Annotated in this window: 14 protein-coding genes; 7 read left to right on the top strand and 7 right to left on the bottom strand. The window is 58.6% G+C overall.

All coding sequences use genetic code 11. The features are described from left to right. Positions 1–26: 26 nt before the first annotated feature. The 4 genes from AC2FLB_RS16580 to xdhA are packed head-to-tail and all read right to left on the bottom strand — an operon-like array spanning position 27 to position 6,158. Positions 27–1,544 (bottom strand): ABC transporter ATP-binding protein, encoded by a 1,518-nt coding sequence (locus AC2FLB_RS16580; RefSeq protein WP_142638946.1) that lies wholly within the window; start codon positions 1,542–1,544, stop codon positions 27–29. Beyond that, on the bottom strand, positions 1,541–2,476 hold the full coding sequence (gene xdhC, locus AC2FLB_RS16575; RefSeq protein ID WP_496709679.1) for a xanthine dehydrogenase accessory protein XdhC: 936 nt from the start codon (positions 2,474–2,476) through the stop codon (positions 1,541–1,543). The genes AC2FLB_RS16580 and xdhC overlap by 4 nt, the downstream gene beginning before the upstream one ends. Further along, on the bottom strand, positions 2,476–4,800 hold the full coding sequence (gene xdhB / locus AC2FLB_RS16570) for a xanthine dehydrogenase molybdopterin binding subunit (protein ID WP_496709678.1): 2,325 nt from the start codon (positions 4,798–4,800) through the stop codon (positions 2,476–2,478). Before xdhB ends, xdhC begins: the two co-directional genes overlap by 1 nt. Next, positions 4,797–6,158, bottom strand: a complete 1,362-nt coding sequence (xdhA, locus tag AC2FLB_RS16565) for a xanthine dehydrogenase small subunit (RefSeq protein ID WP_496709677.1) — start codon at positions 6,156–6,158, stop codon at positions 4,797–4,799. The genes xdhB and xdhA overlap by 4 nt, the downstream gene beginning before the upstream one ends. Positions 6,159–6,501: 343 nt before the next feature. Here xdhA and dnaE point away from each other — a divergent pair, with 343 nt between their 5' ends. From dnaE to AC2FLB_RS16550, 3 genes are all read left to right on the top strand, one after another. Beyond that, entirely contained in the window at positions 6,502–10,002 is a 3,501-nt protein-coding gene (gene dnaE / locus AC2FLB_RS16560) for a DNA polymerase III subunit alpha (RefSeq protein ID WP_496709676.1), read from the top strand. An 89-nt stretch (positions 10,003–10,091) separates the two neighbouring features. Continuing rightward, on the top strand, positions 10,092–10,304 hold the full coding sequence (locus AC2FLB_RS16555; protein ID WP_496709675.1) for a YMGG-like glycine zipper-containing protein: 213 nt from the start codon (positions 10,092–10,094) through the stop codon (positions 10,302–10,304). A 20-nt stretch (positions 10,305–10,324) separates the two neighbouring features. Next, a complete protein-coding gene (locus AC2FLB_RS16550) occupies positions 10,325–10,678 on the top strand; it encodes a hypothetical protein (protein ID WP_496692277.1) in 354 nt (117 codons plus the stop codon). 4 nt (positions 10,679–10,682) lie between these two features. On the opposite strand, the gene AC2FLB_RS16545 is transcribed toward AC2FLB_RS16550, so the two are convergent. Further along, positions 10,683–10,877, bottom strand: coding sequence for a SlyX family protein (locus tag AC2FLB_RS16545; protein ID WP_142638896.1), 195 nt, complete (start codon positions 10,875–10,877; stop codon positions 10,683–10,685). A 128-nt stretch (positions 10,878–11,005) separates the two neighbouring features. Here AC2FLB_RS16545 and hisS point away from each other — a divergent pair, with 128 nt between their 5' ends. From hisS to hisG, 3 genes are read left to right on the top strand one after another with little or no spacing between them, the layout of a single operon-like run. Continuing rightward, on the top strand, positions 11,006–12,493 hold the full coding sequence (gene hisS / locus AC2FLB_RS16540; protein ID WP_496709674.1) for a histidine--tRNA ligase: 1,488 nt from the start codon (positions 11,006–11,008) through the stop codon (positions 12,491–12,493). A gap of 3 nt (positions 12,494–12,496) precedes the next feature. Then, positions 12,497–13,585, top strand: a complete 1,089-nt coding sequence (locus AC2FLB_RS16535; protein WP_142638892.1) for an ATP phosphoribosyltransferase regulatory subunit — start codon at positions 12,497–12,499, stop codon at positions 13,583–13,585. Next, positions 13,582–14,271 carry an ATP phosphoribosyltransferase gene (gene hisG, locus AC2FLB_RS16530; protein ID WP_496703847.1) on the top strand — a complete coding sequence of 230 codons (690 nt, stop codon included), beginning with the start codon at positions 13,582–13,584 and terminating at the stop codon, positions 14,269–14,271. The genes AC2FLB_RS16535 and hisG overlap by 4 nt, the downstream gene beginning before the upstream one ends. On the opposite strand, the gene AC2FLB_RS16525 is transcribed toward hisG, so the two are convergent. After that, a complete protein-coding gene (locus AC2FLB_RS16525; protein WP_496692280.1) occupies positions 14,272–14,703 on the bottom strand; it encodes a DUF1489 family protein in 432 nt (143 codons plus the stop codon). 128 nt (positions 14,704–14,831) lie between these two features. Here AC2FLB_RS16525 and AC2FLB_RS16520 point away from each other — a divergent pair, with 128 nt between their 5' ends. Beyond that, positions 14,832–17,114, top strand: a complete 2,283-nt coding sequence (locus tag AC2FLB_RS16520) for an adenosylcobalamin-dependent ribonucleoside-diphosphate reductase (RefSeq protein ID WP_271952531.1) — start codon at positions 14,832–14,834, stop codon at positions 17,112–17,114. Between the two features lie 595 nt (positions 17,115–17,709). On the opposite strand, the gene AC2FLB_RS16515 is transcribed toward AC2FLB_RS16520, so the two are convergent. Continuing rightward, positions 17,710–18,060 carry a hypothetical protein gene (locus tag AC2FLB_RS16515; RefSeq protein WP_496692288.1) on the bottom strand — a complete coding sequence of 117 codons (351 nt, stop codon included), beginning with the start codon at positions 18,058–18,060 and terminating at the stop codon, positions 17,710–17,712. Positions 18,061–18,090: the final 30 nt, after the last annotated feature.

The raw sequence follows: 18,090 nt of genomic DNA, 5'->3' as shown, positions 1-18,090 counted from the left end.
CCCCCGTCGTCATATTTTGTTTTGCATCAGACATGGGCTACCTCCATGCCATGTGCACCGCCCATCATCAGGCCGATCTCATCCACGGTCAGACCCGTGGTTGTGCGTGGCGCGCTGAGCCTGCCTTCGTTCAGGGCGGCAAAGCTGTCCGAGATTTCCATCAATTCGTCCAGGTCCTGGCTGATGCAGACCACCGCCGTGCCCTTGGCGGCAAGGTCCAGAATGGCCTGCCGGATCGACGCAGCGGCAGCGGCGTCCACCCCCCAAGTGGGTTGGTTCACGACCAGCACATCGGGGTTCTGCAATACCTCGCGTCCGATCACGAATTTCTGTAGGTTGCCGCCTGACAATGACCGGGCCGCATTCTCGGGCCCCGGCGTGCGCACATCAAAGGCGCTGATGATCTTTTCAGCAAAGCTTTTGGTATCTGCCCATTTCAAGAACCCGTTGCTTTCCAACCCTTCGCGGACCGATCCGGTCAGCAGGGCGTTTTCGGTCAGGCTCATGTCTGGGGCGGCTGCATGTCCCAACCGCTCTTCGGGGGCGGTCAGTACGCCCAGCTTGCGCCGTGCGGTTGGGCCCAGTTTGCCAATCGGCTGGCCATCGAATTTGATCGCATCGGCAGCTGTCTGGATTTCGCCAGACAGGACACCCAGCAGTTCGTCCTGTCCGTTGCCGGCAACACCGCCAATTCCCAGCACTTCGCCCTTGCGAACTGTCATGTGGACATTCTTCAGCGCGGTGCCAAATTCAGACGGTGAAGGCACGGAAAGCCCGCTGACATCCAGCGCGACCTCGCCGAACTCGCGGCCCCCGCGCTCAGGTGTTTGCAGGGTTGAACCGACCATCAACTCGGCCATCTCCCGGGCCGAGGTTTCAGACGGAACGCATTCGCCCACATTCTTGCCCAGACGCAAGATCGTAGCGTGGTCGCATAGGGTGCGGATTTCTTCAAGCTTGTGCGAGATATACAGGATCGATGTGCCTTCAGACCGCAATTTATTCAGCGTTTCGAAAAGGATATCGACTTCTTGCGGCGTCAGAACACTGGTCGGTTCATCCATGATCAAAAGCTTTGGATCCTGCAGAAGGCAGCGAATGATCTCAACCCGTTGGCGTTCCCCCGCAGACAGGTCACCGACTGTACGAAAGGGGTCCAGCGGTAGGCCGTAGGTTTCCGAAACTTCCCGAATGCGCGAGGCCAGGTCGCCCATTGGTGGCGGGTTCTCCATCCCCAATGCGATGTTCTCGGCCACGTTCAGCGCGTCGAACAGCGAAAAATGCTGAAATACCATCGCGATTCCGTCAGCACGCGCGGCGCGCGGCTCGGGCGGAGCAAAGGGTTGGCCACGCAACAGCATGGTGCCGCTGTCTGGCTTCACCAAGCCATAGATCATTTTGACCAGTGTAGATTTTCCCGCGCCGTTTTCGCCCAACAGGGCATGAACTTCGCCCTCACCGATGTCAAAGGACACCTGATCATTGGCCACGACGCCGGGATAGGCTTTGGTCAGTCCTTGCAAACTTAGCAGTGGAGTGGTCACGCGCTCAGATCCTTCTTCAAATTGTTTTGCCCGATCGGGCGCAGCAGTTGTGCTGCGACGCCCACGGCAATCATCTGCGGATGCTTGCCCAGGCCCGGGTCGCCAATCGGGCAGGTGATCCGGCTGATCCGCTCGGGCGAGTGCCCCAGCGCCGCCAGCCGGGACCGGAACCGCGCCCATTTCGTAGCCGAGCCGATCAGCCCCGCAAAGCGGAAATCGTGCGAAAGCAGACGGTTGCACAATTCCAAGTCCAGATTGTGTGAATAAGTCAGCACCAGATGTTCAGCATCACGCGACGCATGCCGAACCAGTTCCGCTGGTTTTGCGGCAGGGACGGCGGTGACTCCGTTCGGTACGGTTTCCGGAAACCGCTTGGATCCTGTATCGACCCAAGTGATTGCGAGATCGGGCAGCGGTGACAGGACATCCACCAAGGCGCGACCGACGTGACCCGCGCCCCAGACCCACAGTGTACGCGCGGGTTTGTGGACCGGCTCGACCATCCAGCCTTCGATCAGCTGTGCCTCTGGTGCAATCCCCTGTCCGCGGGCTTCGGTCAACAGGCGTTTGACCGACAGTGGCATGTCCTGGCCCGATGTTGGTCGCGCGATGATGCTGTCGTCCAGATCGTTGATGTTGTTGCGGTCATAGACCTCGCTTAGCAAGGAAACAGCGCCACCGCAGCACTGGCCCATGTCGGGGCCAAGCGCGTGATGGGTCAGGCGCGATTGGGCGGTTTGTATCCGCGCCGCTTCGGCTGCCTGAAACTCAAGTGTGCCGCCGCCGATCGTGCCGGATTGCCCGTCCTGCCAGACCAGCATTGCGGCACCAACCTCACGTGGGGACGAGCCATTGATCCCGGCGATGACTACCCGGATCACGCGCCCATGGGTTTTGACCGCCTCCCTCAAAGTCTCAAGGTCAAATCCCATCAGTCGTCCCCCTTCATCCTTTGGACACCATGCCAGACTTCTTCTGCCGTGGCGGGGGCATCCAATGCGGGGTAGCTGTTTCCGCAGGCCGCCACCGCATTCGACAGTGCCAGCCAAGCGGATATCCCAAGCATGAATGGAGGTTCGCCTACCGCTTTCGAGCGATAGATCGTGTCCTCACGGTTTTCAGCCTCCCAAAGCGCAACGTTGAAGATGTCGGGGCGGTCGGAACAAGCCGGGATCTTGTAGGTCGATGGCGCATGGGTGCGCAGATTGCCTGTGCCATCCCAGACGAGTTCTTCGGTCGTCAACCAACCCGCGCCCTGCACATAGCCACCTTCGACCTGACCGATATCCAGCGCAGGGTTCAGCGACGCGCCCGCGTCATGCAGGATATCCGTGCGCAAGATGCGGTTCTCACCGGTTAGTGTGTCCACGGCAACTTCGGTGATCGAGGCGCCATAGGCGAAGTAGAAAAACGGACGACCTTGGCCTTTGATCCGGTCCCATTCGATCTTGGGTGTCTTATAGAAGCCGGTGGCCGAAAGGCTGATGCGGCCCTGATAGGTCAGCGCAGCCGCTTCGGCAAAGGTATAGCGTTCCTCACCAACCGATACATGACCATCCCCGAAGGTGACAGCCGACGGGTCGGCCTGATGTCGCTCGGCCAGATACTCTGCCATCCGGTCGCGGATTGTGTCACAGGCGGCTTTCACCGCCATGCCGTTGAGATCGCTTCCCGAGGATGCCGCCGTTGCCGAGGTGTTCGGCACTTTGGCCGTGTCTGTGGCGGTGATCTTCACCATCTCTAGCGGAATACCAAAGCGTGAGGCGGCAACCTGGGCCACTTTTTGAAACAGGCCCTGGCCCATCTCGGTGCCGCCATGGTTCAGGTGCACGGACCCGTCCTGGTACACATGCACCAGCGCGCCGGCCTGATTCAGATGGGTCAGGGTGAAGGAAATGCCGAACTTGACCGGAGAGAAGGCGATGCCCTTTTTGATCACGCTGTTCTCGGCATTCCATTTCTGAATTGCTGCCTTGCGCGCGGCATAGTCGCTGGAATTCAACAAGGCTTCGGTCATGCCGTGAAGTTCGAAATCTTCGACTTCCATGCCATAAGGGGTGGTGTTTGGCGTATCGCCGCCATTGCGATCAGGGGCATGGTCATCGGTACCCGCCGGGGCAGCGTAATAGTTCCTGCGGCGCAGTTCGACCGGGTCCAGACCCAGCTCATGCGCGGCGTGGTCCATGACGCGTTCGATTCCAACCATACCCTGAGGGCCTCCAAACCCCCGATAGGCGGTGGCAGATTGGGTGTTGGTTTTCAGCCGGTGACTTTCGATCCGCGCATTGGGCAGCAGATACGCATTGTCGGAATGCAGCATCGCCCGGTCCGCGACGGGCAGCGACAGGTCTTGTGCCCATCCGCATATGGCGTGGTGCAGAAAGGATACCCCCTGAATATGCCCATCCTGATCGAACCCGGCCCTATAGCTAATGCGAAAGGCATGCCGCTTACCGGTGATGATCATGTCGTCATCGCGGTCATAGCGCATCTTGCAGGCTGTGCCGGTTGCCCGCGCAGCCACTGCGCAGGAAACAGCCAGAGCGTTGCCCTGGCTTTCCTTGCCCCCGAACCCGCCGCCCATGCGCCGGGTTTCAACGCGCACAGCATGCATGGGAACGCCCAGAGCCTCTGCCACTTTGTGCTGAATCTCAGTCGGGTGCTGGGTTGAACTGTGGACCAGCATATCAGCACCCTCATTCGGCACCGCCAGTGCAGCCTGACCTTCCAGATAGAAATGCTCTTGCCCGCCAAGCTCAAAACTGCCTTCGATCACATGCGCCGCGCCTGCGATGGCGGCGTCTGCATCACCTTTGGTGTAGATGCGCGGGCCGTCCTCGAACCGACTGTCGGCGGCCAGCGCCTCTTCAATCGTCAGAATTGGTGTTTCTTCAGTATAGTCGATCTTGCCCAGTCGTGCAGCTTTGCGCGCGGCCAGATGGCTGGTGGCGACAACCAAAAATACGGGCTGCCCGATATAGTGGACAGAGCCGTCCGACAACAAAGGTTCATCGTGAATGGACGGTGAGACATCATTCGCAAAGGGCAGGTCTTCGGCGGTCATCACCATGACGACACCGTCGGCGGCTTTGACTGCAGACAGGTCAATCGCGGCGATTGTGCCCTTGGCGATGGGACTGAGACCAAAGGCCAGATGCAACGTGCCTTTTGGTGTTGGGATATCGTCCACATAGCGGGCCGAACCGGACACATGTAGCGGCGCGGCGTCATGAGGCAGTGGTTTTGTCACGCTCATGCCGACACCTCCAGCACATTGGTTACCTGGCCCTGATCTTCAAGGAAATAACGTTCCAGCATCGCTTTCGCCGTCTCAAGGCGGTAATGAGCCGAGGCGCGCATATCTGACATTGGCGCGTAATCCTCGGCAAACATCGTCAGAGCGGATTGAACGGTAGCAGCTGTCCATGGCTTGCCGGTCAACGAAGCTTCGACTTGAGTGGCGCGTTTCGGAACGCCCGCCATGCCGCCAAATGCGATGCGCGCCTGAGTGACGGTACCTTCTGCAACGGTAATGTTGAAACACCCACAAACGGCCGAAATATCCTGATCAAACCGCTTGCTGAGCTTGTAGCATTTCAACCGATCCGCCTGGCGCGGGAAGCTTACGGCTTCGACGAATTCTCCGGGTACGCGATCCTGTTTTCCATAGTCGATGAAGAACTCTTCCAAGGGCAGCGTTCGCCTTGTGTCACCTTTGCGCAGGTGCAGGCTGGCGCCGAGGGCAATCAGTGCAGGTGGGTTGTCACCGATTGGTGACCCATTGGCGATATTACCGCCGACGGTTGCGGCGTGCCGCACCTGTACGCTGGCATAGCGGCGGATCATTTCAGCATAAGAGGGGTGCAGATCCCCCAGCGCTTCGCCCATGCGGTTCATATCGACCATGGCACCAAGGTGAATTTCATCGTCTGTAACCGTGATCTGTTTCAGATCATCGCAACCGTTCATGAAGATTACTGTTTTCAGGTCGCGCAACTGTTTGGTGACCCAAAGGCCTACATCGGTCGCGCCAGCGACCAGGGTGGCCTCTGGGTGTTCGGCATAAATGGCGGCAAGCTCGTCCGAGGACCGCGGCAGCATAGGAGACGCGGCGGGTGCTGCGTCAGGCTTGTCCTTGACCCAGACGGGAACAGGGTGCTTTTCGGCGGCTTTGGCGGCACGGATAATCGGCACATAGCCCGTACAGCGGCACAGGTTCCCGGCCAGCTGTGTGTCGTGATCGGTTGCACCATTCGCATGCCCGGCCACCATCGACATTACAAAGCCGGGGGTGCAAAAGCCACATTGCGACCCGTGCAGATCAACCATTGCCTGCTGAACCGGGTGGGCCTTCCCGTCCGGGCTGCTGGCGCCTTCGACGGTGCGCACCGCTTTGCCGTGGAGCTGAGGCAGGAACAGAATGCAGGAGTTTAGAGCTTTGGCTCCTCCCTGATCCGTCACCATGACAGTGCAGGCACCGCAATCACCTTCGTTGCAGCCCTCTTTGGTGCCGGTCAGAGAGCGATCCTCGCGCAGCCAATCCAACAAGGTGACTGTCGGATCGACATTCGCCAACTCCACTGTCTCTCCGTTCAGAAGAAACGTGATATCCATTCGTGAAACCCGTCGCGTTACCGAATTGCGCCTCTGAATGCTCTCCTTCGATGCGACGTAGAAAGAGTGCGGGCGGATAGCTTGCCACTAGATGTTAGAAACAGCGCAGCCAATCTGGCAAGAAAAACCGCGCTTCTGATGTATCATTTCATTGGTCCGATCCTTGTGTTTCATGTGGTTTCGATGTTCATCACCTTGAAACTAAAAGGTTTTGTAGCATGTTTCATCCTCAGAGTCCGAAGCACCTTATGGATTTCCCGAACAATCAACGCATGTTTTTTTGGCAATCCGAACCTACGGTTCAGGCTTTTGTACCACCACTGGCTGCGATAGCGTGGGCGGCATGAGCAGCACTCCACGATTCATCCACCTCCGCGTTCACACCGAATATTCCCTGCTGGAAGGCGCCGTGCGGCTGAAAAAGCTGCCTGGTCTGTGTGAAAAGCTTGAGATGCCCGCCGTCGCCGTCACGGACACCAACAGCATGTTCTCTGCGTTGGAGTTTTCGGTCACCGCCAGCGGAGCGGGCGTTCAGCCGATCATGGGGTGCCAGGTCGATCTGACCTACCTGCAGGCGCAACCGGGCGAGAAAGCGAAAGCCCCCGCGCCGCTGGTGCTGCTGGCGCAGTCAGAGGCCGGGTATGAAAACCTAATGAAGCTCAGCTCTTGCCTGTATGTGGACAAGGGCGGGCAGTTGCCGCAGGTGACATTGGATGAACTGGCAGAGCGCTCGGATGGTCTGATCTGCCTGTCTGGCGGCCCTGACGGACCGGTGGGTCGCTTGTTGCAGCAAGGGCAGCGCCCAGCGGCCGAGGTCTTGGTGGATCGCCTTGCAACCATGTTCCCGGATCGTCTGTATGTCGAACTACAGCGCCATCCAGGCGAGGGTGGTCAGCCCGAGGCCGAACGTCTGACCGAGCGCGGCCATGTTGAAATGGCCTATGCCAAGAACCTGCCGCTGGTGGCTACCAACGATGTCTACTTCCCGACCACGGACATGTACGAAGCGCATGATGCGCTGATCTGTATTGCCGAGGGCGCTTATGTCGATCAGCAGGATGGCCGCCGCCGTCTGACCGCACAGCATTATTTCAAGTCGCAGCAGGAAATGGCGACCCTGTTCGCCGATCTGCCCGAAGCAATCGAAAACACGGTCGAGATCGCCAGGCGCTGTGCGTTCATGGCCTATCGCCGCGATCCGATCCTGCCGAAATTCGCCGATGACGAGGTGGCCGAGCTGCGCCGCATAGCCAATGAAGGTCTGCAGAAACGTCTGGCCGTGATCCCGCATGCGGTAACCCCTGAAGAGTATCAGAAGCGGCTGGATTTCGAACTGGACATCATCGAGGGCATGGGGTTTCCGGGTTATTTCCTGATCGTTGCCGATTTCATCCAATGGTCAAAGGATCAGGACATCCCGGTTGGGCCGGGGCGGGGCTCGGGCGCGGGGTCGCTGGTGGCCTATGCGCTGACGATCACCGACCTTGATCCGTTGCGTTATTCGCTGCTGTTCGAACGTTTCCTGAACCCCGAACGGGTATCGATGCCTGACTTCGATATCGACTTCTGCATGGACCGCCGCGAAGAGGTGATCCGCTACGTGCAGCAGAAATATGGGCGCGACAAGGTTGGGCAGATCATAACTTTTGGCGCGCTGCTGTCGAAGGCCGCCGTGCGTGACATCGGGCGGGTTTTGCAGATGCCATATGGGCAGGTGGATCGCCTGTCCAAGATGATCCCGGTGGAAGGCGTCAAACCCGTCTCCATCGAGAAGGCGTTGAAAGATGAACCCCGGCTGCGGGAAGAGGCGCGTAACGAGGAGGTTGTGGACCGTCTGCTGACTTATGGCCAGCAGGTCGAGGGGCTGTTGCGAAACGCGTCGACCCACGCGGCTGGTGTGGTGATTGGCGACCGTCCGCTGGATGCGCTGGTGCCGCTGTATCAGGATCCGCGTTCCGACATGCCTGCGACCCAATTCAACATGAAATGGGTAGAACAGGCCGGTCTGGTTAAATTCGACTTTCTGGGTCTGAAAACCCTGACCGTGATCCAGAATGCGATGGATCTGATCTTCAAATCCGGGCGCGACCTGCACATCGCTGCTGATGGCACCGAGCTGTACGAAGCCGCCGAGGGGGCCGCGAACCAGATCAACGCCATCCCGCTGGATGATGAAGCGACTTACAAACTCTACTCAGCGGCCAAGACCGTAGCGGTGTTCCAGGTGGAATCCTCGGGCATGATGGATGCGCTCAAGCGGATGAAACCGGATTGTATCGAGGATATCATCGCCCTCGTCGCGCTATACCGTCCGGGCCCGATGGAGAACATCCCCAAGTTCTGCGAGGTCAAGAACAAGCTGAGCGAACGGGACACGCTGCACCCTTCCATCGACCATATCCTGGACGAAACCCAAGGCATTATCGTCTACCAGGAACAGGTTATGCAGATCGCTCAGGAAATGGCGGGCTATAGCCTTGGCGGAGCGGATTTGTTGCGCCGCGCGATGGGTAAGAAAATTCAGGAGGCGATGGATGCCGAGCGGCCTAAGTTCCTCAAAGGCGCTGCTGAGAATGACGTGGACGAGGCTAAGGCGACCGAGGTCTGGAACCTGTTGGATAAATTCGCCAACTATGGCTTCAACAAATCCCACGCTGCCGCCTATGCCGTGGTCAGCTATCAGACCGGCTGGTTGAAGGCGAACCACCCGGTCGAGTTCATGGCCGGGGTCATGAACTGCGATATCCATCTGACTGACAAGCTGGCGGTTTACTTCGAGGAAGTCCGCAAAGGGTTGGAACTGCCTTACATACCGCCCTGCGTGAACCGCTCGCAATCCACGTTTGACGTGGTGGATCAGCATCTGGTTTACGCGCTGGGCGCGTTGAAAAACGTCGGCGTTGAGGCGATGAATTTGGTAGTAGAAGGACGTGCAGGCAAACCGTTCGTCAACCTCTTCGACTTTGCCCGCCGCGTTGATCTGAAGAAGGTCGGCAAGCGGCCCTTGGAAATGCTGGCGCGTGCTGGCGCGTTTGATGAACTCGACAAGAACCGCCGCCGCGTCTTCGAAAGCCTTGATCCGCTGGTGCAATATTCAGCTGCGATCCACGATCAGAAGAACTCGAACCAGGTATCGCTGTTCGGCGAGGCGGGCGACGACCTGCCCGAGCCACGCCTTTCGCCGACGCCGGACTGGTTGCCTGCCGAGCGTTTGAGCGAAGAGTTCAAGGCCATCGGATTTTACCTGTCCGGCCACCCGCTGGATGATTATATGCCCGCCCTAAAACGCAAGCAGGTACTGACACTGGATGAGGTGATGGAAAAGGCACGCTCGGGTCCGCTGATCGCCAAGATGGCCGGTGTAGTGGCTGGGCGGCAGGAACGGAAATCTGCGCGCGGAAACCGGTTTGCCTTTGCCCAACTTTCTGACCCTACAGGTGCCTATGAGGTCACACTGTTTTCCGAAACGCTGGAGAAATCCCGTGAGTTTCTGGAAACCGGTGCACAGGTGGTGCTGACCGCCGAAGCAACGATGGAGGCCGATCAACTCAAACTGCTAGGCCGGTCCGTCGGGCCGGTAGATGCAGTCGTGGCCGAGGCAGGGGCGACCGGGCTGCGCATTTTTGTTGACCAGTCGCAGGTTCTGCCCACAGTTGCCAAAGTTCTGGAAGATGCCGCTGGCGCAGCCAAGGGGGCTGCGAAAGGGCCTATCCATCTGTGCCTGCTTGATCCTGGCCTGCCGGGAGATGTCGAGATGGACCTCGGCCAGGAATTCCCGATCAACCCGCAGATCAAAGGGGCGATCAAGTCGCTGGACGGCGTGATGTCGGTTGAGGAAATCTGACCGCCCCGGAAAAGTTGCCTGACATTCGCCCGCCGGATAGGCTGAGGACTGAAAGAGATTTTCTGGTGATGCCACAGGAGGGCAACCATATGACGATCCCACATTTCGGTTTTCGAACATTGATATTGGCAGCGTCGGTGGCCTTGGTCACCGCCGGGTCGGTGGTGGCGGACGACAAGAAGAAAAAGAACACCATCGAAGGCGCGTTGATCGGGGCGGGCGTCGGTGCTTTGATTGGTGATGGCAAGGGCGCGGCAATCGGTGGCGTGGCCGGGGCCCTTATTGGACATAACTGGAAATGACTACGATGCGTTTGACCCAAATGAAAACCGCTCTCGCAAGCCTGTGCATGATCGTTCCGGGCATGGCCATCGCCGACGAAGCTGCTGAACAAATGGTTCAGGACGCATTGCCCGTCATGTATCATACCTGTGCAACGGTGGTTGAAGAGTCGGACGGTGATGAGGCCTATATCTATGCGGTTGTCGAGAAGATGACAGCGCTGTCGATCTATAACCGCCAGATTGATATCAATGATCACGCAAGCACGGACGAGGACAAAGCGAAACTGCGCGAGACCTTCATAGCCGCATTGAGAGAGGGCTGCGCCGAGGACCAGCATGCCCTGTTGGGCGGGGTTGTCGACAATGCGGTGAAAACGACGCTCGGCTTGTAATCGCTCAGTAATGCGGCGGGCGTTCGTCTCCTAGGATGATGCCGCCTGATCCTTCTTGTGCCCGTTCACCTTCGCGGCGCATCAGCACCTCAACCCGGCGGGTCAAGTTGTCGATCTCATCCTGCTGGCGCGTGACGATTGTGTTCAGATCTTCGACCGTGCGGGTCAGATGGGCGATCTGCTCTTCCAGATGTTGCATTGGAAACTCCTGTCTCGGGCCGGTCATAACGGCACCGGCTGTGCAAGGCCAGCGAAAGCGCGCCTTGCCCCGAAACGGGCCATGGGATAGACCGCGCGCGGAACACTTAACGCCCAAGGACGCCCCAAATGGCCAAGCCCAAGAAACAGCCCCGCCCCAAGGCCGTAACGCCGAAAGGGTTTCGCGACTATTTTGGCGAGGAAGTCACGCAGCGCACCGAGATGCTGTGGACTATCGCGGGTGTCTATCATCGCTATGGCTTTGATGCTTTGGAGAGCAGCGCGGTCGAAACGGTCGAAGCGCTGGGCAAGTTCCTGCCTGACGTGGATCGCCCGAACGAAGGCGTCTTTGCTTGGCAGGAATTCGATGAGAACGACAAGGGCGATTGGATGGCCCTGCGCTATGACCTGACCGCGCCATTGGCCCGCGTCTATGCGCAGCACCGCAACGATCTGCCGACACCGTATCGCCGCTATGCGATGGGTCCGGTCTGGCGCAACGAAAAGCCAGGCCCGGGGCGGTATCGTCAGTTTTATCAATGTGATGCGGATACGGTGGGTACCGCATCAATGGCGGCGGATGCCGAGATTTGCGCCATGTTGTCGGATACGCTGGAAACCGTGGGCATCCCGCGCGGTGACTATCTGGTGCGGGTGAATAATCGCAAGGTACTGAACGGCGTGCTCGAGGCGATGGGTCTGGGCGAAGACGCCGCCGCCCGTGACAGCGTGCTGCGCACCATCGACAAGTTCGATAAGGTGGGCGAAGCAGGCGTGCGCGAATTGCTGACCAAGGGTCGTCTGGACGCGTCAGGTGCCTTCATCGACGGCGTGGGTCTAAGCGATGATCAGGCAGAACCGGTCATCGCCTTCCTGACCTCCAAAGCTGCAGATACCGCAGGAACGCTGGCCAATCTGCGTGCCGCCGTGGGTGACAGCCAAATCGGTGCGGATGGCATTGGCGAACTGGAACAGATCGGGACCTTGCTGGAAGCCGGCGGCTATGGCGCGGATCGGATCGAGATTGACCCATCGGTCGTGCGTGGGTTGGGCTATTACACCGGTCCGGTCTATGAGGCCGAGTTGACCTTTGATATCTTTGACGAGAAAGGCCGCAAGCGGCAGTTCGGCTCTGTCGCAGGCGGCGGGCGCTATGACGATCTGGTCAAGCGATTCACCGGGCAGGAAGTGCCCGCGACCGGCGTCTCGATCGGGGTTGACCGTCTGCTGGCCGCCCTGCGCGAAAAGGGGCGGATCAGCGCACAGGCCAAGGGGCCGGTGGTTGTCACCGTCATGGATCGCGACCGCATGGCGGATTATCAGGCCATGGTGGCCGAGTTGCGCAATGCGGGCATCCGGGCCGAGGTGTATCTGGGCAACCCCAAGAACTTTGGCAATCAGCTGAAATATGCGGACAAACGGAACTCACCCATTGCGGTGATCGAAGGCGGCGACGAAAAGGCGAACGGGATCCTGCAGATCAAGGACCTGATCCTCGGTGCCAAGATCGCCGAAAGCGCCACGCTTGAGGAATGGAAAGAACGCCCCAGCCAGTTCGAGGTGCCGCGCGGTGATCTGGTCGCCAAGGTGCGCGAAATTCTGGACAGTCAGGACTGAGCCATGGCCAACCGTACTCAGATACAGACGCGCGCAGCAATGATGCGGGTGCGATTTGAGACCGCAGGTGCCCGGGTTGTTGATCCGCCTCTGTTGCAACCGGCTGAAACGTTGCTGGACCTCTATGGGGAAGACATTCGCGCCCGTGCTTACGTGACCTCGGATGCGCTGCATGGTGAACAAATGCTGCGCCCGGATTTCACGCTGCCGGTGGTGCAAATGCACATGTCCGACGGTGCCGAACCGGCGCGCTATACCTATTCGGGTGAGGTGTTTCGACGGCAGGAACACGATCCGGATCGCGCGAATGAATATATCCAGGTCGGGTATGAGGTGTTTGATCGCACCGATCCGGCCAGTGCCGATGCCGAAGTGTTTTCGCTGTTTGCGCTGCAACTGCGTGGGTTGCCCCTGCGGGCGGCAACCGGGGATATCGGTATTCTGACCGCTGCTGTCCAGGGGCTGAGGACTTCCGACCGGCGCAAGGCGGCCCTGATGCGCCATCTGTGGCGGCCCCGCCGTTTTCGCGTCTTGCTGGACCGTTTCGCTGGGCGCAAGCCGGGGCCAGAAGGACGCAAGACCTTACTCGAGGCTGCTGACCCTTTGGCAACCGACGCGCCTATGATCGGCAAGCGCCGCGCCTCTGAAATTCAGGCACGGATCGAAGCCCTGCGTGAGGATCGTGATACCCCACCGATTTCCGACAACGAACTGGCCGGGTTGGAAACCCTGCTGAACGTCCGAGAAACCATGCCCTTTGCGCTTGAGCAGCTGCGCGACGTGGCGGTGGACTTGCCGCAGATCACCCCGGCACTGGACCGGCTTGAGGCGCGGATCGCGGCCTTGCAAGCGCGCGGCGTGGATGTGGACAGGTTGGATTTCGAAGCGTCTTATGGCCGGACCTCGATGGAGTATTATGATGGGTTTGTCTTTGGTTTCTACGCCGAGGGCCGGCCGGATTTGCCGCCCATTGCCACTGGGGGGCGCTATGATGCACTGACCCGCCACTTGGGCAAAGGGGCAGAAATTCCGGCCGTTGGCGGCGTGCTGCGCCCGGACCTGATGCTGGAGATTGAGGAGGACGCGCAATGAGCCTGAAACTGGGCGTGCCTTCAAAGGGCCGGTTGATGGAAAAGACCTTTTCGTGGTTCGAAAAGCGCGGCATCACGCTGTCTCGCAGTGGGTCGGACCGCGAATATGCCGGTAAGGTGGAAGGGATCGAGGGTGTCTCGCTTATCCTGTTATCGGCGGGGGAAATTCCGCGTGAACTGGCCGCTGGTCGCATTCATCTTGGCGTCACCGGAATTGATCTGGTGCATGAAAAACTGCCGCGCTGGGAACAGCAGGTCGAAGAAGTATCTCCGCTTGGGTTTGGCAAGGCCGATCTGATCATCGCTACGCCAGCCTGCTGGGTCGACGTGGACACGCTTGATGACCTTGATGCGGCGGCAGCGGCTTTTCGCAAGACCCACGGCCACCGCCTGCGGATTGCCACCAAATACCACCGGTTGGTGCGTGAATTTCTGACAGATGCGGGCGTGGCCGATTATACGCTGGTCGACAGCCAGGGGGCGACCGAAGGCACGGTAGTGAATGAAACCGCCGAAGCGATTGCCGATATCACATCAACGGGGGAAACCCTGCGCGCCAACCACCTGAAAATCCTGACAGACGGGTTGATCCTGCAATCGCAAGCAACCCTATGGCGCAGCCGGGTGGCCAAGTATACGGACGAAGACAAGGATGTTCTGACTGAGGTGCTCGACCGTCTGGCCTGATTACAGCACGCCGATATCCGCCAGCGCGCGGTTCAGATCATCGGGCAGGGCATCGTCCTGCGCGCGGGTTTTTGGCAGATCGGCGGGGGTGTCCTCGGGCTTGAGATAACGCCACCCCTGAAAGGGGCGCTTCAGGGCGTTCTGGGTGCGATGAACCTCAGGATCCAGAATAATGGCGCAGCGGCGAATGCCGTCATCCCCGATCACTTCGTCCATACGTAGGATGCGCTGACGGCATTGCACAACGCCTTTGATCACCCAATAGATTGATCCGCCATTCAGAATCTCTGCCTCGCGTTTGGGCCACATGCGTGTCACGTGGCGCGGCAATCCGTCCTCGTACATAGGCATGCGACTCTCCTGCCATGCGATCAGCGTGTCGACGCTTTCTGATCCGACGGACAGTTTTATGAGGTTTACGTACTTATCCACAGCTTTCCCACAGAGTCGTCCCAAGGCTACCTTTATATTGTAGCCTTCTGCACCGCTTCATCAAGGTGTTGTGGTGAAGGTGCGAATTGGGCTAATCTGGATACCTCTTTCAAGACAGGGAATCACCAATGAGCCGCTTTGCCGCCCCCATCGCCGAGCAGATCTGGGACATGAAATACCGCTTTAAACAGGCGGATGGAACACCCATCGACCAAACGGTTGAAGACAGCTGGCGCCGTATCGCTCGCGATCTGGCCCGCGTGGAACAGGACCCTGCTCATTGGGAAGACAAGTTCTTTGAGGCGTTGGAGGATTTCAAATATCTGCCCGCCGGACGCATCACCGCCGGTGCGGGCACTGCACGCCGGGTGACCCTGTTCAACTGTTTTGTCATGGGAACCATACCAGACAGCATGGGCGGTATTTTCGATATGTTGAAAGAGGCCGCCCTGACCATGCAGCAGGGTGGGGGGATCGGCTATGATTTCTCAACCATTCGTCCGCGTGGGGCGGATGTACACGGGGTGGCGGCGGACGCCTCGGGGCCGCTGAGCTTTATGGATGTGTGGGACGCGATGTGCCGCACGATCATGTCCGCGGGGTCGCGCCGCGGGGCGATGATGGCGACCATGCGCTGCGATCATCCCGATATCGAACAGTTCATCACCGCCAAATCCGACCCGGCCCGTCTGCGCATGTTCAACATGTCGGTTCTGGTGACAGATCCGTTCATGGAGGCAGTCAAGGCCGATGGCCCGTGGGAACTGGTGTTTGATGGCAAGGTCTATCACACCATCCAGGCCCGCGATCTATGGAACAAGATCATGCAGGCCACTTACGACTATGCCGAGCCAGGTGTGATCTTCATCGATCGGATCAATGCGGCCAACAACCTCAGCTATGTCGAGACCATCGCGGCGACGAACCCCTGCGGTGAACAGCCCCTGCCGCCGTATGGCGCCTGTCTGTTGGGCTCGATCAACCTGGCGCGTCTGGTGACCGGACCGTTCGAGGATGCCGCACATCTCGATGAGGCCGCGCTGCAAGAGCTGGTCGCCACCGCCGTTCGCATGATGGACAATGTGGTCGACGCCTCGAAATTCCCGCTGGCCGAACAAGAGGCCGAGGCGCAAGATAAACGCCGCATTGGTTTGGGTGTCACCGGGCTGGCCGATGCACTGTTGATGCTGGGTCTACGCTATGGCTCTGACGAGGCGGCGCGTCAGACCGAGCGCTGGTTGCACGCAATCGCCCGCGCCGCGTATCTGGCGTCGGTCGATTTGGCAAAGGAAAAGGGGGCGTTTCCCTTGTTCGAAGCCGAGAAGTACCTGGCCAGCGGCACAATGCTGCAGATGGATGACGACGTACGCGATGCGATCCGCGAACACGGCATCCGCAACGCGCTGCTGACGTCGATTGCCCCGACGGGGACGATTTCCCTGTACGCGGGCAACGTCTCTTCGGGGATCGAGCCGGTCTTTGCCTATGCGTATACGCGCAAGGTCCTGCAAAAAGATGGCTCACGCACCGAAGAAGAAGTCGTGGATTACGCTGTTCAGATGTGGCGCGACAAGTTTGGTGATAAGGACCTGCCCGACTATTTCGTCAACGCGCAGACGCTGCCTCCGTCTGATCATGTCAAGATGCAGGCGGCGGCACAGAAATGGATCGACAGCTCGATTTCCAAGACGATCAACTGCCCCGAGGATATCAGCTTTGACGCTTTCAAAGATGTCTACATGCAGGCCTGGGATCAGGGCTGCAAAGGGTGCACGACCTATCGCCCCAACGATGTGACGGGGTCGGTTCTGACCGTATCAGAGAGTGCCGACAAAGCTCCTGGAGAAAGTGCGGATGCGCCGCACGAGGTTGATGGCGGCGATGTCATCTATATGTCCGAACCGCTGGACCGCCCACAATCGCTAGAGGGGTCAACATATAAGTTGAAATGGCCCGACAGCGAGCATGCGATTTACCTGACCATAAATGACATTGTCATTGGCGGCCGCCGTCGTCCGTTCGAGGTATTCATCAACTCCAAGAACATGGAGCATTATGCATGGACGCTTGCGCTGACCCGCATGATCTCGGCCGTGTTCCGTCGGGGCGGTGATGTGTCCTTTGTGGTCGAGGAACTCAAGGCGGTGTTCGACCCGCGTGGCGGGGCCTGGGTGAAAGGCAAATACATCCCCTCGATCCTGGCCGCGATTGGCGGAGTGATCGAGCAGCACCTGATCAATATAGGCTTCCTTGAGGGCGAAGGGATGGGGCTGAAATCCGACCCTCAGGCGCAAGTGGTCAACCTCGACGGCCCCCGCGGCAAAGCCTGCCCGTCCTGCGGTCAGTTCGACATGGTGATGATCGAAGGATGCATGACCTGCCGTAGCTGCGGTCACTCTAAATGCGGGTGATCTGAAGTAGTGGGTTTGTTGTTGATACACCAAGCAATTGAGACCCAAATCAGCGATTTTTTCGCCCAAAGACAAGGTCTTTGTCGCCCAAGTATCAAAATCCCCTTGTTATCATAGGGGCGGGAAAGCGTTTGATGTTTCTTAACAGATGCTTTCTCAGCCAGTATCAATAGTACGAAGGTATTAGCGTGCGTCCGGCAATAGGGCTGTTTCATTCTATGACGACATCACAGCATATCTTTCTCATACGATTTTTCTGATCTGCCCCTGTTAGGGCCGACCGGTAGCTGCTGATAATTTATCTTCTTTTGCGCTCGTTTTCGGTCGGTTTGTCTCACTGGATAGATGAGGGAACTGCTATGAAGACCATCAAACTCCTACTTGCCACGGATCCCAACTTTGAAAATCGTGCACTCACGCATCGATTCACTGAATATTTGAAGAAATAGCGCAAAACGCGGCTGGCCAGAGAATTCATCGGAGACGATGAACATTCGGTCGATCTCGGCGGAGATGATTTCGATAAAGTTGCTCGCGAACTATCGGATAGTGTCGCGCTAACTTGAGATGACAAGCGGCGCATCAAAAATCTAGTTCAGCGCATCCCACAACACAGGGCTGAAGCCTCAGGTCTTGGGCATCTCTCGGAGAAAGAAATCCAACGACTGCGCCCACTAATGAATGAGGTTCGCTTGGTGGAGCCGAGAGGCGAGCACTGGGTGGACGAGACAGTATCTTCTTTACATGAAGAAATGCCGTGGATGTCTGCCGCCACCAATGAGGGCTGGCACGCGTTGCGGCGCATCTCTAGTACCAAAGATACAATCTCGTTGCCGAAGGACAGGTCCGTGTACATATAGTCGGTGAGAAAGCTCCATTTCCCGTTACTGGCGGCAAAGGCTCCCATAAAGGCAAAGTCCAGATTCTCAAGCGCGTCGCCAAACATGAGTGCGCCCTTGATCTGCCCTGAGGGTGT

Source organism: Ruegeria sp. CDSA236 (genome assembly GCF_059611285.1).
This window is presented reverse-complemented; position numbering and strand designations above follow the sequence as displayed.